This is a genomic window from Flavobacterium sp. (assembly GCF_044339515.1).
GTDB lineage: Bacteria > Bacteroidota > Bacteroidia > Flavobacteriales > Flavobacteriaceae > Flavobacterium.
Genome location: NZ_JBIIVK010000011.1, coordinates 1 through 21,625, shown reverse-complemented (window position 1 = coordinate 21,625; position 21,625 = coordinate 1). Strand labels below are relative to the sequence as shown.

Annotated in this window: 23 protein-coding genes; 8 read left to right on the top strand and 15 right to left on the bottom strand. The window is 32.7% G+C overall.

Features of this window, described 5'->3' with window-relative positions:
* Nucleotides 1-104: 104 nt before the first annotated feature.
* The 6 genes from ACIQ0M_RS04555 to ACIQ0M_RS04530 form a co-directional block, all read right to left on the bottom strand.
* The gene (locus tag ACIQ0M_RS04555) at nucleotides 105-1,934 is read right to left on the bottom strand and encodes a hypothetical protein (protein ID WP_396150176.1); all 1,830 of its coding nucleotides are present in this window, start codon (nucleotides 1,932-1,934) and stop codon (nucleotides 105-107) included.
* Nucleotides 1,935-1,989: 55 nt separating this feature from the next.
* Entirely contained in the window at nucleotides 1,990-2,520 is a 531-nt protein-coding gene (locus ACIQ0M_RS04550; protein ID WP_396150174.1) for a mechanosensitive ion channel domain-containing protein, read from the bottom strand.
* Nucleotides 2,521-2,523: 3 nt separating this feature from the next.
* On the bottom strand, nucleotides 2,524-3,114 hold the full coding sequence (locus ACIQ0M_RS04545; protein WP_396150172.1) for a Maf-like protein: 591 nt from the start codon (nucleotides 3,112-3,114) through the stop codon (nucleotides 2,524-2,526).
* Complete coding sequence (locus tag ACIQ0M_RS04540; protein WP_396150170.1) at nucleotides 3,107-4,039, bottom strand: geranylgeranylglycerol-phosphate geranylgeranyltransferase; 933 nt, start codon at nucleotides 4,037-4,039, stop codon at nucleotides 3,107-3,109. Before ACIQ0M_RS04540 ends, ACIQ0M_RS04545 begins: the two co-directional genes overlap by 8 nt.
* Nucleotides 4,040-4,254: 215 nt before the next feature.
* On the bottom strand, nucleotides 4,255-4,782 hold the full coding sequence (locus ACIQ0M_RS04535) for a KdsC family phosphatase (protein WP_396150168.1): 528 nt from the start codon (nucleotides 4,780-4,782) through the stop codon (nucleotides 4,255-4,257).
* A complete protein-coding gene (locus ACIQ0M_RS04530) occupies nucleotides 4,766-5,527 on the bottom strand; it encodes a Rossmann-like and DUF2520 domain-containing protein (protein ID WP_396150166.1) in 762 nt (253 codons plus the stop codon). The genes ACIQ0M_RS04535 and ACIQ0M_RS04530 overlap by 17 nt, the downstream gene beginning before the upstream one ends.
* A 151-nt stretch (nucleotides 5,528-5,678) precedes the next feature.
* On the opposite strand from ACIQ0M_RS04530, the gene ccsA reads away from it, so the two are divergent.
* From ccsA to ACIQ0M_RS04510, 4 genes are all read left to right on the top strand, one after another.
* Nucleotides 5,679-8,834: a cytochrome c biogenesis protein CcsA gene (gene ccsA, locus ACIQ0M_RS04525; protein WP_396150164.1), complete on the top strand. Its 3,156-nt coding sequence runs from the start codon at nucleotides 5,679-5,681 to the stop codon at nucleotides 8,832-8,834.
* A gap of 70 nt (nucleotides 8,835-8,904) precedes the next feature.
* On the top strand, nucleotides 8,905-10,008 hold the full coding sequence (locus tag ACIQ0M_RS04520; RefSeq protein WP_396150162.1) for an AAA family ATPase: 1,104 nt from the start codon (nucleotides 8,905-8,907) through the stop codon (nucleotides 10,006-10,008).
* Complete coding sequence (locus tag ACIQ0M_RS04515) at nucleotides 10,005-10,688, top strand: DUF4276 family protein (RefSeq protein WP_396150160.1); 684 nt, start codon at nucleotides 10,005-10,007, stop codon at nucleotides 10,686-10,688. Before ACIQ0M_RS04520 ends, ACIQ0M_RS04515 begins: the two co-directional genes overlap by 4 nt.
* A 105-nt stretch (nucleotides 10,689-10,793) precedes the next feature.
* A complete protein-coding gene (locus tag ACIQ0M_RS04510) occupies nucleotides 10,794-11,375 on the top strand; it encodes a glutathione peroxidase (protein ID WP_396150158.1) in 582 nt (193 codons plus the stop codon).
* Nucleotides 11,376-11,468: 93 nt separating this feature from the next.
* Here the strand turns inward: ACIQ0M_RS04510 and ACIQ0M_RS04505 are convergent, their stop codons facing one another.
* A complete protein-coding gene (locus tag ACIQ0M_RS04505) occupies nucleotides 11,469-11,975 on the bottom strand; it encodes a GNAT family N-acetyltransferase (RefSeq protein ID WP_396150156.1) in 507 nt (168 codons plus the stop codon).
* A gap of 128 nt (nucleotides 11,976-12,103) precedes the next feature.
* Between ACIQ0M_RS04505 and menD the strand changes: the two genes are divergently transcribed.
* The gene (gene menD / locus ACIQ0M_RS04500; RefSeq protein WP_396150154.1) at nucleotides 12,104-13,765 is read left to right on the top strand and encodes a 2-succinyl-5-enolpyruvyl-6-hydroxy-3-cyclohexene-1-carboxylic-acid synthase; all 1,662 of its coding nucleotides are present in this window, start codon (nucleotides 12,104-12,106) and stop codon (nucleotides 13,763-13,765) included.
* Nucleotides 13,766-13,891: 126 nt separating this feature from the next.
* On the opposite strand, the gene ACIQ0M_RS04495 is transcribed toward menD, so the two are convergent.
* Nucleotides 13,892-14,617, bottom strand: coding sequence for a bacteriorhodopsin-like (locus tag ACIQ0M_RS04495; protein ID WP_396150152.1), 726 nt, complete (start codon nucleotides 14,615-14,617; stop codon nucleotides 13,892-13,894).
* Nucleotides 14,618-14,728: 111 nt separating this feature from the next.
* Here ACIQ0M_RS04495 and ACIQ0M_RS04490 point away from each other — a divergent pair, with 111 nt between their 5' ends.
* On the top strand, nucleotides 14,729-15,619 hold the full coding sequence (locus ACIQ0M_RS04490) for a Brp/Blh family beta-carotene 15,15'-dioxygenase (RefSeq protein WP_396150150.1): 891 nt from the start codon (nucleotides 14,729-14,731) through the stop codon (nucleotides 15,617-15,619).
* Between the two features lie 184 nt (nucleotides 15,620-15,803).
* Here the strand turns inward: ACIQ0M_RS04490 and ACIQ0M_RS04485 are convergent, their stop codons facing one another.
* Both ACIQ0M_RS04485 and ACIQ0M_RS04480 read right to left on the bottom strand, forming a co-directional pair.
* Nucleotides 15,804-16,196 (bottom strand): VOC family protein, encoded by a 393-nt coding sequence (locus tag ACIQ0M_RS04485; protein WP_396150148.1) that lies wholly within the window; start codon nucleotides 16,194-16,196, stop codon nucleotides 15,804-15,806.
* A 39-nt stretch (nucleotides 16,197-16,235) separates the two neighbouring features.
* Complete coding sequence (locus ACIQ0M_RS04480) at nucleotides 16,236-16,979, bottom strand: DUF6597 domain-containing transcriptional factor (RefSeq protein WP_396150146.1); 744 nt, start codon at nucleotides 16,977-16,979, stop codon at nucleotides 16,236-16,238.
* Between the two features lie 361 nt (nucleotides 16,980-17,340).
* On the opposite strand from ACIQ0M_RS04480, the gene ACIQ0M_RS04475 reads away from it, so the two are divergent.
* Nucleotides 17,341-17,409 carry a hypothetical protein gene (locus ACIQ0M_RS04475; protein WP_396150290.1) on the top strand — a complete coding sequence of 23 codons (69 nt, stop codon included), beginning with the start codon at nucleotides 17,341-17,343 and terminating at the stop codon, nucleotides 17,407-17,409.
* Between the two features lie 308 nt (nucleotides 17,410-17,717).
* On the opposite strand, the gene ACIQ0M_RS04470 is transcribed toward ACIQ0M_RS04475, so the two are convergent.
* Both ACIQ0M_RS04470 and ACIQ0M_RS04465 read right to left on the bottom strand, forming a co-directional pair.
* Nucleotides 17,718-17,885, bottom strand: a complete 168-nt coding sequence (locus ACIQ0M_RS04470) for a hypothetical protein (protein ID WP_396150144.1) — start codon at nucleotides 17,883-17,885, stop codon at nucleotides 17,718-17,720.
* Between the two features lie 4 nt (nucleotides 17,886-17,889).
* Nucleotides 17,890-18,417 carry a hypothetical protein gene (locus tag ACIQ0M_RS04465; protein ID WP_396150141.1) on the bottom strand — a complete coding sequence of 176 codons (528 nt, stop codon included), beginning with the start codon at nucleotides 18,415-18,417 and terminating at the stop codon, nucleotides 17,890-17,892.
* Between the two features lie 256 nt (nucleotides 18,418-18,673).
* On the opposite strand from ACIQ0M_RS04465, the gene ACIQ0M_RS04460 reads away from it, so the two are divergent.
* The gene (locus tag ACIQ0M_RS04460) at nucleotides 18,674-18,820 is read left to right on the top strand and encodes a group II intron maturase-specific domain-containing protein (RefSeq protein WP_396150288.1); all 147 of its coding nucleotides are present in this window, start codon (nucleotides 18,674-18,676) and stop codon (nucleotides 18,818-18,820) included.
* 296 nt (nucleotides 18,821-19,116) lie between these two features.
* Here the strand turns inward: ACIQ0M_RS04460 and ACIQ0M_RS04455 are convergent, their stop codons facing one another.
* The 3 genes from ACIQ0M_RS04455 to ACIQ0M_RS04445 all read right to left on the bottom strand — a co-directional run.
* A complete protein-coding gene (locus ACIQ0M_RS04455; RefSeq protein WP_396150139.1) occupies nucleotides 19,117-20,040 on the bottom strand; it encodes a DUF4435 domain-containing protein in 924 nt (307 codons plus the stop codon).
* Nucleotides 20,041-20,043: 3 nt separating this feature from the next.
* A complete protein-coding gene (locus ACIQ0M_RS04450; protein ID WP_396150137.1) occupies nucleotides 20,044-21,411 on the bottom strand; it encodes a hypothetical protein in 1,368 nt (455 codons plus the stop codon).
* Between the two features lie 6 nt (nucleotides 21,412-21,417).
* Nucleotides 21,418-21,625: hypothetical protein (locus tag ACIQ0M_RS04445; protein WP_396150135.1), on the bottom strand; the 208-nt coding region annotated here is incomplete at its 5' end.

Genomic DNA, 21,625 nt, shown 5'->3' with positions numbered 1-21,625 from the left:
ATTTTCAGTAAAAGTCAAATATAGTGAATTAAATAAGTTGATGTTTTAATTAGAATTTCTTTAACAGTTATTCCATTTAATTTGTTAAAATATTGAGTGGTATTTTATTCATACAAAACAGTTTTGGGTTTATTGATTTCAAAATCCAAATAACCAAAATCACTGCTTTTGAAAGTATTTGATTTAAAAATATTTTCACCTTGATTGGGAATTCTAGGGTAATAAGCAAATGAAATTTGAAAGGAATTAAATACTAAATAATCGTTTGTAATAATAAGACCAAAACCTAGTTTTGAATAGCCTGAGCTGATGCTGAAATCTCTTTCGGAATCGGCTAAAAATGCTAAGGAATAGTTTAAAAAAGGACTAAAACGAAAGCCTGCCCACTGCCAAGGTGAGTAGCTTTGACTTTGAAATGAAAAGAGCATTTTTCGGGTTCCAAGGAATTTTGGGTCGTTGAAACCATTGATTCCATTTGATTCGTTGATGGAAATTCTATCGCCAACTGACTCCAATCGATGACTTCCGATGATGACATCACTTTTAAAAAATTGCCGTACTTTCCATTTCCCTAGTTCAATTAGTGGCGTAAAATAATTGATTTGCAAGGCAAAGGCACTCTGTTGACTTTTATTATCTTTAAAAAAACTACCGTACTCGTAATTCGTGCTAAAATAGCCCCATTTAAAGTAGTTTCCAAAAGTTGCTTTTGCACCAAAATAGAGTCTGTTCTCAAAATTTTTATGTTGTACTCCACCCGTAATGCCATAATATTTTCCGATTGGAATATCCTCCGCAATCGCAAAGTTGAAAACATATTCATCTTGAACGAATTTTCGGGAAGAAAGTCCAATTCCGGTTAACCAAAAAGATTCATTGGAAAAGAAATCTATAGCATCAAATTCTGAGGAGATATCTTCCAAATAATTTACTTTATAATAACGTAAAGTAGTGACTAAATTTGTGTTTTTTATGTCGTTGAATTCATCACTTTTTATTCGAAATGAATGTCCTGCCCATAAATCAATGGTATTGTATTTAAAGGTTTGAAGCGAATATTCTGAGGAAATAGTTGGCAAACTGTCCCTTTGTAAACGGTTTTCCATAAAAACCCCACCGGCCCATCGGGTAAATGGAGAGAAAAATCTTCGTTCCACACGAACGCTTTTAGAATAATTGTTTTCTAAATCAATTTGATAGTTTAAATCGGTTTGAATATAGGTGTTTTTTATATTCGGAACTACATAACGAGTAGAGAAAGCTCTTCTTTTGTCATTCAAATCGTGTTGGTACCGATTGTCCCAAAGATGACCCGAACCTAAAAAATTTCGTTCCGTAAGTTCATAAGTAGCTTTGTTTGGGGTGATGTTTGCATTCGGAATCAAACTCCAAGAATCTAAGACAACAACAGTAATATCAACACTATCTGCTTGGAGACCAACCAATTCTGATGTGATGTCTACCCGCCGAACAAAACGTTGGCTTCTTACTAAACGAGCAGTTTCTTTGATGAGTAAACTGTCATAAGGTTGATTTTTTTTAAGTAAAAGCACATTGCGAATCGCAAAGTTTCTACTTTTCATGTGGACAGCATTTCCTGCCTTTTCGGTAAATCGCTTTGGCTTTTTTGTTGTATCAATTTCTGAGTAACCAAATGGGTCCAGCGTTTTAATGGTGATTTTACGAATGATTTTGTTCTCATATACAGCGTGTTTTTTCGCTATCGATTGAACTTTATTAGGATGTGTTGGCTTTACATTCGTTGATTTAAAAACAAGCTTGTGCACAAATTTTGTAAACTTATTTTTTTTAGAATAGGTTTCAATTTTTTTGTAACCTAAAGCCGTAGAATCCGTTTTGGTTTTATTATCCTGAGCAAAGGAAATAAAACACATCCAAAGGAAAAGAACTAAAAAAAAGTACTTCTGAGTCATAGCTTACTGATTCGAAGATAACGCAAAAAAGCATACTTGTGTTATAAAGGGAAAGTTAATCCGTAAACTCTTTTTCTTCTGAAGTATATTTTAGTACTGAAATACCTTTTTGCAACAATAAACTGTTTGGATAGGTAATGAGCTCTCCTTCCTTGGTTTTCAAATAAGTATGAAATCCTCTGATGTCTTCAATTTCTGCCTCAATTGGAAAATCTTTATCGTGAATTCGAATGGTATCGCCAATTTTAAAAGGTGCTGAAAAGAATAAAATGATACCCGATGTCACATTGCTCAAAATAGACCATTGGGCAAACATTGCCACGCCTATTACTGCAAAAACGGATGAAAAGACAAGAATTACATTTTGAGGTTTGACTCCCCAAATGATGAAGATAGCAATAACAGCAATAGAACCTAAAAGGATATTGAAATATTTAATCACTAAATTAGAGCGGTGTTCTAGTGTTTGACTAACTTTTGCAAACCGACGTACAATCTTTGCTGTAATGATTCGAGCGATAAAAAAGAGCAACAAAACAATTCCTGTGGCAATTTCTTCTTTAATATATAGTTTCAAGAATTCCATTTCTTATTTTTTTATAAAATCCATTAGTTTTTCATAGACCAAATGCATGGGCATTCCCACCACGTTAGTATAAGAACCTTCAATTTTACGGATCCCTACGTAGCCAATCCACTCTTGAATAGCATAACTTCCTGCTTTGTCAAAGGGTTTGTAATTGGTTAAATAATAGTGAATGGCTTCATCAGTAAGCTCACGAAATGTTACTTTGGTGACTTCATGAAATGTTTCGGTCTTTGTATAGGTTTTAAAACAAACAGAGGTAATTACTTCATGTGTAGAGTTCGATAATGATTTCAACATATTAAAAGCATCTTCTTCATCTTTTGGTTTACCTAAACATTGGTTATTGTGCCAAACGATGGTGTCGCTCGTCACTACTATTTCGTCAGACTTCAGTTCTCCTTCAAAAGCACTGGCTTTTAATTCAGCCAGATAATTGGTAATTTCTTCGGCTTGAAGGTGAAGCGGATAAATTTCTTCTACTTCCTTTAAACGAATTTCAAAATCAATGTCTAAATCCTTAAAGAACTGTTGCCTCCTGGGTGAACCCGAAGCTAAAATTATTTTATACGATTTAAGTTTCTCTCTAAGCATTGGTGTTGATTTTGATGTTATAAGTAATTACAGCAATTGACAAAATCCCAAAGAAAATAACCCATTTTAAAATAGTACTTAAATGATGAAAATCGGAAACGGATTTTGTATTCCAACTTTTAATTAATACATACAAAAGTGGACCAAGTACCAGGAAAAGTACATATAAAACAGCATAATACAAATCAAAGCCCATTAAATGTTTATTGGTATACCAAAGAACAATCACAACGGCAATTGCTACTAAACTGAATACAATTTTTGCTGTTCTGTTCACTCCTAAAACAATAGGAAGTGTTTGCATACCTTGGTTGTAATCTCCTTTAATATCCTCTGCATCTTTAATGATTTCACGAATTAAATTTAATACAAATGCAAAAACAGCATAATCGGTCAGAATTTTAAATAACAAACCCATTTTGTCCCGATTGCCATCAAAAGTGGCCGGATATAAATCAAAAACACCAATTATTAAAACACTTAAACCAAGAATAAAAGCAACCAAAATGTTACCTAATAACAACATCTTTTTCAAAGTGGTAGCATAAAAATATAGTGAAGCAGCTATGAATATAAAAATTGTCGCAAAGCTTGGTTTTTGTATTACATTGGAGAGATAAAATCCAATCGCCACCCCAATAATATTTAAACCAACATAAATATTATATGCTCTTGATTCTGAAATGGCTTTTCCAACAATGACTTTCTCCGGTCGATTGATTGTATCGGTTTCTTGATCAAAAATATCATTAATTACATATCCGGCTGCGGCTAATAATACAGTTGATAAAACCAATAAAAAATATTGCCAATCGGCTAATGACAAATAACCGTCTTGTTGTTTTAAAAATCCGTAACGGAAAATGATTTGCATTAAAGCAAGTAGTAATAGATTTTTGTATCGTATTAATTGTAGATAAATCATCTTTTTGATTCAGTTATTTTTTTTAATAATAATGCTTTTTGTCCTACTTTGTAGGAGATTCCTCTTTCGACTTCGTCCTCTTTCGGAATGACAAAAAGTAATGCTTTTTCCCTGATTATCAGGAGATTTCTCTTTCGACTTCGTCATCTTTCGGAATGACAAAAAGCGGTGTGTAGCTCGCAGCCCGAAACCCGCAACTTTTCAACCCGCAACTTCTAATCATGCTTCCCATCATAATACAAATGCCATTTATCTTGTACTTTCATCACTTGTTCTATGACTTCACGAACAGCACCTTTTCCACCGTTTTTGTGTGAAATATAGTTTGAAATGGATTTGATTTCCGGACTTGCATCTTGCGGACAAGTGGGTAATCCGACCAGTTTCATAACGTGATAATCAGGTATATCATCACCCATGTACAAAACTTGATTGGGATTTATGTTGTAAATGCCACAGTATTCTTGAAAAGTTTTCACTTTATCCGTAGAGCCTAAATAGATGTCTTTAATGCCTAGATTTTTGAGACGAATCCGAACACCTTCATTGCTCCCGCCGGAAATGATGCAAACATGATAGCCACTCTCAACAGCAGCTTTCATGGCAAAACCATCCCTAATATTCATAATGCGAAGCATTTCTCCGGTAGGTGTAATGTGAACAGAACTGTCGGTTAGAACGCCATCCACATCAAAAATAAAAGTGGTAATGTCATGCATTAATTCTTTATAGCTTTTTGCCATCGTCAATAATTGATTTAGTGATTAGTTTATAAATAGCCTTCTGATTTTCATAGGTTAAAAAATTTAAATGCGAATTTATGGTTGCTGTATCATTCCGTTTTGCCGGACCGGTTTGAGCATTTTCAGGCGTTAATTGAATGATTTTTTGAGCGGTTTCCTGAATTAAAGGCTTCAATAAATCAAATGAAAGTTGATTTTCTTCACAAATAGCATTGCCGATTTTGTATAAATGATTCACAAAATTACAAACAAAAACAGCCGCCACGTGGAGTGCTTTTCGTTGCTCTGAAGAAATAGATTGCACAACAGTTGAAATGGTTTCAGCCACAATTTTGATTATTTTAAAATCATTTTCTTTTTCTGCTTCTAAACAAATCGGAATTTCTTTAAAATTAACCGCTTTATTTTTTGTAAAAGTTTGCAAGGGATAAAAAACTCCTCGACGATTTTTATTATTTAATATTTCCATTGGCATGCTTCCAGATGTGTGAACAACCAATCTGTTTTCAAATGCAAGTTTTGCCGAAACATCAGCAATTGCATTATCAGAAACAGCGATAATATAAATATCTGCCACTTTTATTTCATCATACTCGGAAACAATTTTATCCGAAGAAAGTAAGTGAGAAACACTCCCTTTTTGCCTCGAAAAAACTTGAACAAGCTCAATTTCATTACTTTGCAAAAAAGCTGTAATTAAATGTTGAGCTACATTTCCGGAACCGATAAGGACAATTGAAATCATGGGTCAAAAATAAGAAAAACACAAGCGATTTCCGATTAAAATTATGGAGAATAAAAACCTGCTTAAACTTCCCTTAAAAATTCCATAAAAATCAATAAGATTCTTTCTTTTATAAGTATTTTTGTGCTTTCAAAAATTACCCTTCTTAAAAATGGACAAAAAAATACTTTCCTTCCTTTTTTCCACCCGTTTAATGGCTTTTTTATTTATTGCTTTTGCAGCAGCAATGGCGGCAGGAACTTTTATTGAGAGTTATTATAACACGGATACTGCCCGAATTTGGGTTTATAATGCATGGTGGTTTGAAGTGATTATGTTATTTTTTATGCTTAATTTTTTTGGAAACATTAAGCGGTATCAACTTTGGAAAAAGGAAAAATGGGCTACGCTACTTTTGCATTTTTCATTTATTTTCATTTTAGTTGGAGCGTTTATCACACGATATATCAGTTATGAAGGAATGATGCCCATTCGCGAAGGTGCAGCTGAAAAACGATTTTATTCTGACAAAACGTATCTGACCATTTTTGCCGATGGTAATTACAAAGGTGAAACCAAGCGAAAAACCATCGAAAAGCCACTGATTTTGTCCCAAGCAGCTAACAATAGTTTTTCCATTAATGATAAATTTGACACAAAACCATATACCATTCGCTATAAAAATTTTATCATGAATGCCACCGAAACCATCAAACCGGATGAAAGTGGTGAAACATTTTTAAAATTAGTCGAATCGAGTGGGGGAACTCGTCATGAGCACCACCTCAAAGAAGGGGAAGTACAAAGTTTACACGGGATTCTTTTTGCCTACAACAAAGAAACAGAGGGAGCTATCAATATCATTCAAAAGGGTGATTCCTTTTTTATCAAATCTACTTTTGGTGGTGATTTTATGCGAATGGCTGATCAAATGAAAGGTTTAGTGGTAAAAGATTCTGTTCAACCGTTAATGTTTCGTTCGCTTTACAATATCGCCGGGGCACAGTTTGTTTTACCTGATGCACCTGTAAAAGGTAAAAAAGAGTATGTTTCTAACAACGATTGGAAAGACATTATGACTGATGATGCATTGGTCGTAGAAGTAGAAGCAAATGGAGAAACAAAAGAAGTGACATTAGTAGGTTCCAAAGGAAAACAGGGAATTCCACAAACCGTTAAAATGGGTGATTTAGACATCACATTGATGTTCGGAAGTAAAATTTACGAATTACCTTTCAGCGTAAAATTAAATGATTTTATAGCCAAACGTTATCCCGGAACCATCAACAGCTATTCAGCTTTTGAAAGTAAAGTAACGGTATTGGATGGCGATAAGAAGCAAGATGCTCATATTTTTATGAATAATATTTTGGATTATAAAGGTTACCGATTTTTTCAAGCTCAGTTTGATGAAGATGAAAAAGGTACGATTCTCTCCGTTAACCATGATTTCTGGGGAACTTGGATTACTTACATCGGCTATTTTTTACTTTATTTAGCCATGATGGCGATTCTGTTTGACAAGAATACGCGTTTTCACGATATTAAAATGAAATTGGAAAAAGTGAAGAGCAAGAAAGCGGCTTTACTTTCTGTTTCGTTTTTACTTTTTTCCTTGATAGGATTTTCTCAAACCTCGGGTGAAGCAAAAAATCAAAACCACAATCACCAAAGACCTACATTAGCCGAAGTGGAGAAGTTTCTGGAAACCACTATACCAAAACCGGAACATGCCGCTAAATTTGGTCGTTTAGTTATTCAAGATGCGGGAGGAAGAATGAAACCGGTGAATACTTTTTCATCAGAATTACTTCGTAAAGTCAGTAAAAGCGACCACTACAAAGGTTACACTTCTGATCAGGTTTTTTTATCGATGTCACAAACACCCAATGCTTGGTTTGAAATTCCATTGGTTTATTTAAAACGTGGAAATGACAGCATTAGAAACATTTTAGGCGTTGAAAAAGATGCCAAATTTGCTCCATTTATCCGTTTTTTTGATGAAAAAGGAAATTATAAATTGTCTCCCTTTTTAGATGAGGCATACAAAGCTACAATTCCAAATCAATTTCAAAAAGATTTCATTGAAGTAGATAAAAAAGTGGTTTTGTTGAATTCCGCTTTAAGTGGTAGTATTCTCCGTATTTTCCCTATTCCAAATAATCCGAATAATAAATGGATTTCCTATTTGGAATTGGACGAATATGAAGACACTGAACTTAAAAATTTAAAAAATATTCTTCCTGCCTATATGCAAATTTTAGCAGAAGCCAGCCGAACACAGGATTATAAAATGGCGGATGATATTATTGGCGGAATGGAAAAATTTCAATTGAAATACGGAAGTGAAGTACGACCTTCTGACAGTAAAATTGATTCTGAAATTATGTACAACAAGTACGATATTTTTAAACGTCTGTTTTATTTGTATATGCTAGCTGGGGTCTTAATGTTGATTTTTAGCATCATTCAGATTTTTAAATCGTCTAAATTTTTAAACTATACCGTCAATGCCTTTCATATTCTAATCGCATTTTTCTTTGTCTTGCATACGCTAGGATTGATTGCCAGATGGTATATTTCCGGTCATGCTCCGTGGAGTGACGCTTATGAAAGTATGATTTATGTTGCTTGGGCAACTATGTTTTTCGGATTGGCATTTGACAGAAAATCGAAATTAACCATTGCTTCCGGTGCTTTTGTTGCATCGATGATTTTGATGATTGCTCATTGGAGTTGGATGGATCCATCGATTGCGAACTTGCAACCGGTTTTAAATTCATATTGGTTGATGATTCACGTGGCGGTAATTGTGGCCAGTTACGGCCCCTTTACGTTGGGAATGATTTTGGGAATTGTAGCGTTGTTGCTGATTCTTTTGACCAATGATAAGAACAAAGAAAAAATGAAGTTGAACATTCAGGAGATAACCTACATCAACGAAATGGCGTTAACCATTGGTTTGGTGATGCTAACCATCGGTAACTTTTTAGGAGGACAATGGGCCAATGAAAGTTGGGGTCGCTACTGGGGTTGGGACCCAAAGGAAACATGGGCTTTGATTAGTATTATGGTGTATGCGTTTGTGATTCATGCCCGATTTGTGCCCTCGTTACGAGGAACTTGGGTGTTTAATTTGATGAGTGTTTTTGCGTTTTATTCCATCATGATGACGTATTTTGGTGTGAATTTCTATCTAACAGGTTTACATTCTTACGCAAGTGGTGATAAAGTGGTAACGCCAAGTTTTGTATATATTTCTGTTGCAGCGGTTACGCTATTGGGTATTCTATCGTTCTTTCAATACAAAAAGTTTTATAAGAAATAGATTAATTTTTTTTATTACAGCATTTAGACTAATTTTATAGGTATTTAATCTCATTAAGAATTTAAATTATATGTCAGAAATAGAACTAAAATCTTTTAATATCAGAGGGTATAAGACGATTAAGCAAATTGAAAACTTTGAACCAAGACCAATTAATATTTTAATAGGACCAAACGGTGCTGGAAAAAGTAATTTTATTTCTTTTTTTAAATTTTTAAGTTGGATGTTAAATTCAGATGGAAAACTTCAAGAGCATGTTGCATATTTAGGGGGTGCTAATGATATTTTACATGATGGGGTTGATACTACAAAGACTATAGAAGCAGAAATTTCAATTAATAATAAGTTTGGAATTAATGAATATAAATTTAGTTTAATGTTTGCTAAACCAGATAAATTAGTTTTTAAAGAAGAATTTTATCGTTTTAGTAGTTTTAAAAAAGATGGTCAAGCATCATGGAGTTCATGTGGTGTTGGACACGATGAAGCTAAATTACCGCAGGTTAATAACAAGACTACAAATGTAATATTGAATTTATTACGAAAATTGATAGTATATCAGTTTCATAATACTAGTGATACTGCACCGATGAGATTGAAATGGTCACAATTTGATGGTCGTTGGTTAAAGCAAAATGGTGAGAATTTAGCAAGTTTTCTCTACCGCTTACAGGAGGAAGAGAAACCATACTATTTGAGGATTGTTAGATATATTAGATTAGTTCTACCTTTTTTTGATGATTTTGTTTTATATCCTGAATTTGGTCAAATATTATTACGATGGAAAGAAAAAGGAACAAATAAAGAATTTAATGCAGGTCAAGCTTCAGATGGGATGCTTAGAACAATAGCTTTAATAAGTCTTTTAGGTCAAAATCCAAAAGATTTGCCAACTGTTTTGTTTTTAGATGAACCTGAATTGGGCTTGCATCCAAGTGCAATAGATACTATTGCTGGTCTTATAAAAACAGCCTCCTCCAATTGTCAAGTTTTTGTAGCAACTCAATCAATTAGCTTGGTGAATAATTTTGAATTGGAAGATCTTGTTGTAATTGATCGCAAAGGAAGAAATTCAGTTTATCATAGACCTGATTCTCTTTCTTTAAAAGTCTATTTAGATGAATTTTCAGTTGGACAGATTTGGGAAAAAAATATAATTGGAGGCAGACCATGAAGTATATAAACATTATAGTAGAGGGAAGTTCTGAAGAAAACTTTGTTAATGAAATAATGATTAAGCACTTTGCGTCATTAAACATTTTTATATCAGCACGAAAAATTAAAACAGGTTGGGATAAAACCGCAAGTAAACCAGCAAAAGGCGGTTTGTTAAAATATAGTAAATTTAAGAATGATGTAATAAGTTGGATTGAATCTGATAGGGATAGACCAGATACTTATTACACAAGCTTTATTGATTTATATGCTTTTCCAAAAGATTCTGAAAGTCCTTACAAAGAAAGCATACAGAAAATAAGCAATCCTTATTTGAAAGTAAAAAACTTAGAGAAAGCTATTTATGAAGATATTAACCATCCAAAATTTATTCCCTATGTTCAGTTACATGAATTTGAATCATTATTATTAGTAGATCCTGATAAGTTATTAATCATGTATCCTGAAAGTCAAAATGCAATCTCAAAACTAAAAGTTGAAATTTTTAACAAGAACCCAGAAGAAATAAATGAATCTTATCTAACTTCTCCCTCAAAACGTATTATAAAATATTTACCAAATTATGAGGGGCAAAAAGCTCAGGTGGGACCTTTAGTCGCAGAAGATATTGGAATGACTGAATTAAGAAATAAATGTTATCATTTTAATGAATGGATTACAAAACTTGAAGGAATATAAATTTTAAAATCAATCAATAAAAAAATTAATATAGATAGTTTAGCAACTATTTATGATTTGTTTACTAAAACGTGACAGTAAAAAAACTAAATTTGAAAAAAAAGCATGAAAACATATTTTTTTGCATTGGCCGGATTTTTAATGCTGAGTTGTCAAAACCAAGCACAAACAAAATCTCAATCGTCAACTACTCAACAAAGTACCATGAAACAGTCCATCCACAGTTTTAAAGTAACCAATTTAGAAGGAAAAGAATTTGATTTTGCTTCCTTGAAAGGTAAAAAAATCATGGTGGTCAACACGGCTTCCAAATGTGGATTGACACCACAATACAAAGAACTTCAGGCATTGTATGAAGAATACAAAGACAAAGGTTTAGTGATTATCGGTTTTCCTGCCAATGATTTTATGAAGCAAGAGCCGGGAACCAATGAAGAAATCGGAGCTTTTTGTCAAAAGAATTACGGGGTAACTTTCCCAATGATGAGTAAAATCTCGGTAAAAGGAAAAGAAATGCACCCACTTTATCAATTTTTAACCCAAAAAGCACAAAACGGCTTGCAGGATAGTGATGTGGAATGGAACTTTCAAAAATACTTACTAAATGAAAAGGGCGAACTAGAAAAAGTAATCAGTCCAAGAACTAGTCCAAAAGATAAAGAAATTTTAGAATGGTTAGCGAGTTAAATAAACTTGAAGACCAAATTGATTAGGAACACAGATTAGAAAAATCAGATAAATTTTTAAAATTTATAGATTTCTTTAATCTGTGTTCTTCGTTTATGTATTTTCCTCTAATATCAGTTGAACGAAAACGGAATCCAACCAACGATTAAACTTAAATCCGGATTCCTTTATAATTCCCACCTTTTTAAATCCATACTTTTCGTGAAAGAGAATACTCTCTGTATTTTCAGCATCAATAACGCCAATCATCGTGTGTAAACCTTGTTTTTTGGCTAATTCGATTAACGATTGAAGTAACTTTCCACCAATTCCTTTTCCTTTAAAATTGGTGGAAACATAAACGGAATGTTCAACCGTAAACCGATACGCATCGCGAAAGCGAAATTCGCCATACATACCAAATCCGGCAATTTTTCCATCGATTTCAGCCACAATAACCGGAAAATTTTTGGCTACTTTTTCCTTTAATAAGTCACTTTGCTTGGTTAAACTTCTTGGTTCATAATCATACAGTGAAGTAGAGTGTAAAATATTGTCGTTAATGATGTCCAAAATAGCCGGTACATCAGCTTCAGAATAAGGTCGAATTTGAATTGTCATTTGTTGAAAAGTATGTTCAAATATAACAAAACTTTAATCGTTGTAACAAGCTTTTTTCGATGTTAAAATAATAACTTTGTTTGTTGCTTCAAGCGTTTTTTGTTGCAATTAAATTTCATCAGAAAGAAATGATTTATCCCAAAATAGCGTTAGCCCAAAGCATTATTGAAATTTGTCATGCCAAAGGTATTCAACACATTGTCATTGCTCCGGGTTCGCGAAATGCACCGTTAACGATTGGGTTTACGGCCAATCCATATTTCACTTGTTACAGTATTGCCGACGAGCGTTGTGCTGCTTTTTTTGCAATGGGAATTGCTCAGCAAATCGGTAAACCGGTTGTGGTGGTTTGCACCTCCGGTTCGGCGATTTTAAACTTTTATCCGGCTGTGGCCGAAGCTTTTTACAGCATGATTCCGTTGGTAATTATTTCTGCCGACCGACCCAAAGCGATGGTGGATATTGGCGACGGACAAACCATTCGACAGGAAAATGTACTGGCAAATCATACTCATTTTAATGCCAATTTAACCGAAGTGGCTTCGGAAGAAAATGATTTTTTAATCAATGAAGCGTTTAATAAAGCTTTTTCAAAATTGGGGCCAACCCATATTAACGCTCCGTTTGAAGAGCCTTTGTATGAAACCATATCTGTTCCATCAGTAGATACCATGATTTCCACGTTTGGGAAAGTATATAAAACCATTCCATTTGAAGATATTATTGCTTCCACCAATATTTGGAATACGGCCCGAAAAAAATTAGTGCTTGTTGGAACATTTGCCCCGAATGAATTAGATGTTTCTATCATCAATCATTTGGCTAATGATCCTTCGGTTTTGGTGATGACTGAAACGACTTCTAATTTGCATCATGAATCGTTTTTGAACAATATAGATTCGATTATCACACCTTTTTCAAAAGAAAATTTTCATGATTTTCAACCGGATATAGTGCTGACTTTTGGAGGAATGATTGTTTCAAAACGAATTAAAGTGTTCCTGAGAAGTTATTCGCCAACGCATCATTGGCATGTGGATCGACAAAGAGCTTACAACACTTTTGGTAGTTTGACCTATCATTTTGAAGTCAACCCAAACGATTTTTTCAATCAGTTTTTGCCCTACACAAAATATATCCAAAGTAATTACCATGATTTAGGGTTGCGTATCAAAGCCTTGCGAAAAGAGAGACATGCAACTTACATGGCTGGTTTACCGTTTTGTGATTTCAAAGCGTTTGAACAAATCGTGCATCACTTGCCGGAAAACCTGCTTTTACAAGTGGGAAACAGCTCCTCCATTCGCTACTTACAACTGTTTGATTTACCAAAATCGGTTGAGGTTTATTGTAATCGAGGTACGAGTGGGATTGATGGAAGCACGTCAACTGCTATTGGAGCTGCATTGGCTTCAGAAAAAGATACTTTATTAATTACAGGCGATGTGAGTTTCTTTTATGATAGTAATGCGTTATGGAACAATTACATTCCGAAAAATTTTAAAATTATCGTTATCAATAATGGAGGAGGAGGGATCTTCCGTATTTTGCCCGGTCATGAAGAAAATGAAACGTTTCACACCTATTTTGAAACGGCTCATTGTTTAACAGCAGAACAATTGGCTATCATGTATCGTTTTGGGTATCGTAAAGCGAGTACGATTGAAACGTTAAAAAAGGAGTTAAATGCGTTTTTTGAGGAGAAAGAAGTGCCTCAGATTTTGGAAGTCTTCACACCAACGTATGAAAACGATAAGTTGTTGAAGGAATATTTCCGAAAGTTGGTTTAATTCTGAATTCTATAGAAAGAACATGAAAGATTGTGAAACTTTTAATATAAAACTTACTGGTGAGTAAATTATTTTCATAAAAAAACCGGACCTGATGAAGTCCGGTTTGTTTTTGAAAATCGTAAATTATTTGCTTGATTTTACAGCTAAAGTATAAATTACCAAACCAAATCCTATTTTGTTGATGGCATCGGCAATGTTGTAAACCACATCAATGTTAAGGTTTAGGGCGTGAAGACCACTGTACCATCCATCAGTTCCGAGCATGTAACCCAATGGATAGATTGACCAACCTACTAACACAAACCAACATAAAATTTTGTGTGCTGCTAAAACATCTCCACCTGCTTCTTTAGCTAATTTGGATGCTGCTCCCAACCAAATGTCGTAAACAATTACAAAATACGCAACTCCTGAAATAAAACCCCATAAAGCGGCATTATCGCGATCTACTGCTTCACCAAAGTATCCTGTAACCAACATTATTATAGAGAAACCAATCATTCTCCACAACAAAGATTGTTTTGCACCGGCTACTTTTAAAATCAAGTAAAATTCCAAGCACATTAATGGCACTGTTAATACCCAATCTACATAACGAAAGAAAGTAGGTGATTCCATGTGTGCTGCCCAATAATCACGCATGTAGAAGTAATGCACAGCAGCAATAAAGGTAATTAACCCTGAAACTAATACAGAAGTACGCCATTTCTTGTCAAACTGACTTAAAGAAAGGAAGAAAAAAGCTGATGCAGCCATCATGGCCATACATCCTACAAAGAAAGTAAAACCCACATAATCTGTTGGATCTAGCTTTGGAACCAAATCGGCAATTAACATAAAATTTTTCATAATTAATATTTTTTAATGTTTTTGTTTAATCAAAATTATAAAAGATTAAACAAATAAAAAATTATTTTGTTTAATATTTTTTATGTATATTTAAACAAAATATAATATTAGATGACAAAATTTGTTAGTTTCTTAATCATAGCGAGCTTTTTGGGATTATGGCTTAAATCTTTTTTTTCAGAGGCCATGCAAACTTATGTAGGATTTATTTTGATTTTTTCATTTGGAATCTTACATGGAGCTAATGACTTGCTACTAATTGTTAGAACGCAAACGATTGAAAAGGTGATTTATACTACAAAAATATTACTATATTATTGTGTTGTCGTGGTTTTAGGAGCAATTTTATTTTACTTTATTCCTTTAATTGCACTTTCATTATTTATTTTGGTAAGTGGTTATCATTTTGGGCAGCAGCATTGGCAACTGAACATTAAAAGAGGAAAGGGTTGGATTGAATTTTTATTTCAATTGAATTATGGTCTGCTAATTTTAGCTCTTTTATTTATTTTTCACGAAGATGACGTACAGCGGATTATAAATGATATTACCGGTTTTGTTATTTCAAGTAGTTGCTTACACGTGTTTTTTTACTTAACTCTTTTTTTAACATTAGTAATTGGTTTTATCATTTTTAGTAAAAATAAAGAGTTTAAAAGACCACTTGGGGTTGAATTTTTATTGGTAGTTATTTTAGCAATTCTTTTTCAAACATCAACTTTAATTTGGGGATTTGCACTCTATTTTATTATTTGGCATAGCATTCCCTCTATTAAAGATCAAATTAATTTTTTATATGGTTCATTTACGTGGCATAATTTCAAACTATATTTTAGATCTGCTGCTCTATATTGGTTGGTATCTTTGTTGGGAATAGCACTTTTATATTTTCTTTTAAATGAACAACATTATTTTGATGCACTGTTTTTCGCATTTTTGGCTGCAATCACTTTTCCTCACGTTTGGGTAATAACTCAAATGTTTAAATCCAAGAGAAGTTGAAATTTATAAGCTACACGATTCAACTGATGTTTGATATGAAAAAGCCTCTTGAGGTAAATTGTATTCATATATTTCAACATCCATTTTATAAGGAGGATTTGAATATTCGGTGGTGTGAGAGGCTCTCCCTGTCAGTTTTTTGCAGGGCAGTCTACTTGATTAGTGGCTGGTGTTTTTCGTTTTGTTATTTGATTGGTGTACAAATTTCAAGTAAAAATCCGTCTATGTCTCGAATGTAACCAACCGTTTGTCCCCAAGGTTTTTGGATTGGCTGTTCAGTTACAATTGCTCCAAGCTCTAATGCTTTCTCAATGATTGTTTGAACATTGTCTGTAACTAAAGCTAATTCTATTCCAAAAGGTTTCTCCAATTGTGAACTTTCAATAAAACCGTTTTTTAAATTTGAATTTGCTAAGTCTTTCGAAACGAATGAAATTGTTGTTTCTCCTGAAAGAAGTTCGCCATAGTCATTTTCGGGTGTAATAAATTTTCTCTCAAAGCCAAATGCTTTTTCATAAAACTCGATTGACTTTGTTACGTCTGCAACGTATAAAATTGTGTATCCTAACTTTACCATTTTATCTTGCTTAAATTGTTTATATATGAGCTTGCAAAGTTAAATTTCTTTGATGGTTGATAATTGTAAAAATCGGTCATTTTTATTTTTTTTCAATTCTGTTGGTGTTACTCCCGTAAACTTTTTTATTTCTTTGATAAAATGCGATTGGTCAAAAAAATTACTTTGTAGTGAAAGTCTATTTTTTGAAATGTCTTTGAAGGTTTGGTTGCACCTAATAATATTTAAGTATTCTTTCAATGATAACCCAAAAGTTAAATTGAAGTATCTGTTTATTTGTCGGCTTGTCCAAAATATTTTCTCTGATAAATCTTGAACTTTAAAAACTTCTTTTTTAAAGATTTCATTAAATAAACGAATTTTCAATTCACTAACAGTCTTGGTTTTTTCAATTCGAGTTTTAAAATAGTGTTCGATATGACTGCAAAAATCTTTAAAGTTGTCAAAAGCTAACTTGTCAATTCCTATAAAGTCAGTCCCTAAATTTATTGAAGAGTTTAATAATGTTTTAAGATTTACATTCTCCATTAGTTCAACTGCAAGTGGTTTAAATCTTACAGCAAAAATTTCTGTATCAATTTCTGTTTTTATGTCAATTGGAATTGTCCAAATACCTGTAAGTTTAATACTTGCTATTTTCTTGTTTTTAATTTCAACAATTAGATCAAAATAACCGTCTGGTAGAATTGTGTAATCAGAACTCTTTGTAAATGTTTCTGAAGTCCAAAAACATTTAACAAAATTTGATAGATAACCGTCTGCTTTTATTTCTTCATATTTCATTAGTCGTATGGTCTGTTAAAATTGCCAGTAACGTCAGTTCGTCTAAAAACCCTCCTCCGAACTGATTTGAATTTAATATTTACGTAAATATATTGGTTTTAACTTACAATAAAAACCTTTTTTAAAAAAAGGAGAAGTAATCGATTCAAAAATAAAAAGGGTGTAAAAGGGCTTAAAAACGTCTTTTATAGCCAAAAAAAGTAAGGTCAGTGCTTTTAAGTACTGTTTGAGCGTATTTTGGTCAATTAAATTAAAAATCCAAATTAAATTATAGGAAGCAAAAATCAATACCAACTCATCGATAACCTAGATAAAGGAAACCCAACGAGGATGGTTAAACTATTTTCGAGGAACCAACATCATGGGAAAATTACGAGACATTGACGGTTGGCTACGGAATCGAATTCGTTACTGTATTTGGAAGGATTGAAGGGCGGAGCGTTAAGAAAATGTCCGGTAGACATTTTTAGCGAACTAGCCAAGAGGCGGTAGGGAAGAGAAAAGGCGGCTGGGCGATTGCTCAAATGCTTTGCATTCACGAACACCAAAAAACAATAAAAAAGCCAAATAAAACAAAAAGGATACGAATCCTTAACGGAAATCTACATTCAACTCAACCCATCTCTTTGTGAACCGCCGTATACGAGATCTCCCGAAAGCTTTCGGGATACGGTGGTGTGAGAGGCTCTCCCTGTCAGTTTTTTGCAGGGCAGTCTACTCGATTGGCAGATAGTGCTTTTATTTAGTAACCGTTTTCGATTTTCTAACAGTTTTTTTTCTTTCTGTTAGTTTCAAACTTTCTTTTTTTTGTTTAAAATATTCGCTTAAAGCTTTTTCTTCTTCTTGTGTTAGAGAAGTTTGTTCTCCTATAAAATCTATGTTAAATTCATCTTTTCTAGTTTTCATAATATTAGTCTTTAAAATATTTATTGATTAATTTTAATGCTGATTTAGTTTCTATTATCATTAATCTTCCACCGAAATGAATTGCTCCTAGTGATTTTTCATAATGTTCAATTAGTTGAGTTTTAGAAACAAAAGATACATTTCCAAAATGTCCACGTTGAAAAGAAAGTTTACAAGCAAAAGCAACTAAATTTCCTGAAACTCCTGTATAAACTTTGTCTTTTCCTTTATTAAAAGGAGAACTTTCAACTAAGTGCATATAAACGTGATCTTCTTTAACTTCTAAACAAACCAATCCTTGAATTATAGCAGAATTATTTACAATTGTTAGTTTGTAAACATCTCTTTCAGGTTGTTTGAATTCATAATTCCAATCGAATAACCAATTTTTTTTCTTCGATACATTTTTTAAATCTGAACTTTTTAATAAAGAAATTTCCGTTGCAAAACTATCACCAGTCACCACATTTTCAACTGAATTGGTTAATTTATCGATGATAAAATCTAACCCTATCACTTTATTCTCTTTCATTATGCTAATTTACAAAAAATGTTTCAATTGAAAGAAGGTTTTTATTTTTTACGATTTTTTCGAGCCTTTCTGCCAACGTCAAATAAAAACCTTTTTTAAAAAAAGGAGAAGTAATCGATTCAAAAATAAAAAGGGTGTAAAAGGGCTTAAAAACGTCTTTTAAAGGACAAAAAAGTAAGGTCAGTGCTTTTAGTACTGTTTGAGCGTATTTTGATTCATTAAATTAATAATCTACGTTAAATTATAGGAAGCAAAAATCAATACCAACTCATCGATAACCAAGATAAAGGAAATCCAAGGAGGATGGTTAAACTATTTTCGAGGAACCAACATCATGGGAAAATTACGAGACATGGACGGTTGGCTACGGAATCGAATTCGTTACTGTATTTGGAAGGATTGAAGGGCAGAGCGATAAGAAAATGTCCGGTAGACATTTTTAGCGAACTAGCCAAGAGGCGGGAGGGAAAAGAAAAGGCGGCTGGGCGATTGCTCAAATGCTTTGCATTCACGAACACCAAAAAACAATAAAAAAGCCAAATAAAACAGTAGGGATACGAATCCTTAACGGAAATCTACATTCAACTTAACCCATCTCTTTGCGAACCGCCGAGTACGTGACCCGTACGCTCGGTGGTGTGAGAGGCTCTCCCTGTCAGTTTCTGGCAGGGCAGTCTACTCGATTGTGCGAGGTTATTTTCAGTTTTTCGTTGTTACGTTTTGTAGAAAGTCGTTTAAAATTTCAGGGGTTGAAGCGTAATTCGTAAATATGCTTAGTGCTCGTTTATGATTAAGTGCACCATCAAATGAATAGTTAATTTTATTTTTCACATACTGTTGCTCATTCTTTGAGTCATTTATTATTAGTTGCAATATTGTTATTAAAAATTCTAATTGATATTTACCTCTAAAAATTAATTTCGAATCACAATTTTGAAATTCACTGAATTTATTGTTTAATGTTTCATCATCAATTTCTGTAGATTCTGGGAAAATTTGTCTAATTTTTTCTAAATCATAGTCACCATTTACAGACTGTAGTGAAATGTTAACTAATCCTTTTGGTAATTTATCATCTAATTGAACTCCAGTTTGTTTCCCTGTTTTATTTCTGATTTCTATTAAACAAGCATACCAAGAATTAAAAAGAGTTACAGAAGAATTAAACTCTTTAAATCTATCGTTAAATAATGAAATACATACCTCAAAATTTGCATCGTTTTTTGAAAATTGCAAGTCGTGAATTAGTATCTGTTCAAATACATTTTGATTTACGAACATATTTTCAATAGAGTAACAAGGTGTTTCAAATATAATATCCTTATTACTTTGACGTGGACTGTTAAAGTCTCTATCAATAAAAAAAGCCTTGGAATACTCATTGTAAACCTCTTGATTTGATATGAGTTCATACACTTTTAAAACTTTGTCTCTACCTCCACAATTAATGGGGTATATCTCATCTGTAAAGTTCTTTATGCGAGGAACATAATAAGGATTATCATTCCCTTCAAAGAAGCAAAATAAATTATTAGTATAAGTTTTTGTTGAAAGAGCAAATTCCTGGTATGCAACCGTAGCTTTTTCCTTACTTTGTCTTAGTTGTTGGATATATGAAGTCATACCTTAGTTTAAATCTCCGTGTTTAAAAGTTTCAGTCGATCCAGTAACATATTCACTTAAACCAACTGCATATCGGTCTAATTCATTGTCAAAAATGAAAGGGGAATGTGTAACTGCTAGTAAAAAATCACATTTTTTAGAATCTAAAATGTCAGGTAATAATTGTTTTTGCCAAATCATACTCAATGACAATTCGGGTTCATCAAATAAAACGATAAATCTTTTGTTCTTTTCTGAAAGGTATACTTTAGAAAAAATTGAAACAATTTGTTTTTCGCCAGAAGAAAGTTTGCTTAGTTTGATCTCGTCTCTAGTGAAATGCGATTTTATAAAAATCTTAATTGCACTCTCATCATAAAAAACCTCTTTATTTATTAGATATTTGTTACAAACGTCTCTAAATAACTTCACAGAGTTGTCTAACTCTTTTTGTTTTTCATAAATATCAATTAATTTTTGAAGTAAATATCCGTGTAACTGATTTTTATATTCTTTTTTAATAATTATATTTTTCACAGAATCTTTTTGATGTTGAGGTAGTAAATTGCCTACTCTAGATAAAATTATATCTATGTCTTCTTCATTAATGTTTTCAAAAAGATTATTTCTTGGCTGAACGTCATCAATTACTACATTCAGTATGTCTTTTGTAAATTGAGCTAAGCCTTCTTTTAATTGTTTATCAATTGTATTTTGTATGAAATTAAATCTTCGTTGAACATCATCCATTCCAAACTGAATCAGAGTTTTTTCTTCATCGAAGTTTATATTTTCCTCGTCATATCCTAAGCTGTGTAAATCTTCCTCAACTCTTCTATAGGTAGGGAAATACATAATATCATAGCCTTTTATAGCATCATTAATTATGTTTTCACTATTTTTAATTTGTGAATTAAAAATAGTAGAACTATTTGAATCAATTTTGTCAAATATTCTTAGAATTCGATGCAGTGGGAATTTCCGATACTTGTTATAATTATAGTTAGAGTCTAGCTCTCTTTCAAATTGAAATTTATTTCCTTTATAATTGATAAATTTATTTCGTAAAAATTCAAAGTGTGAATATCCAAATTCTTCAATGAAATCTTGAATTGCTGGGTCGCTAAATGCTTCTTTTACCAATTCATCAATTTGAATTTTAGAGATTTCAATTTCTTCTGTTTCAAATTCAAGTATTATTTTATTGAAATGAAACTCACCAAGTCTAAAGAAATTTCTTTCAAGTGTGTAATAGAAAAGATTTAATACTTGGGTTTTGCCAAGACCATTTTCGCCAATTAAAATTTTGATTCCATCTTTGAATGGTATAGTAACATCATTAGTCCCAAAAAGACCTAGAACGGTAAAACTTTTTATATTATTTAGATTCATTTTATTTCAATGTTTATGTTCAAACTTCAAAGATACAATTTTCTTGCTTGTTTTTTTGGCTGGTAGCTTGGTTTCATAATCTCGCACAACGTCAGACTGTGAAAAAACCTCCACAATCTCTTTAACAAATATACCAAAAAACTTGTAAGAAAAACAGAAAAGGTTTATATTTAAAGATGCAACATATCCAAGGAATTTCCCGTAACCAGTTACA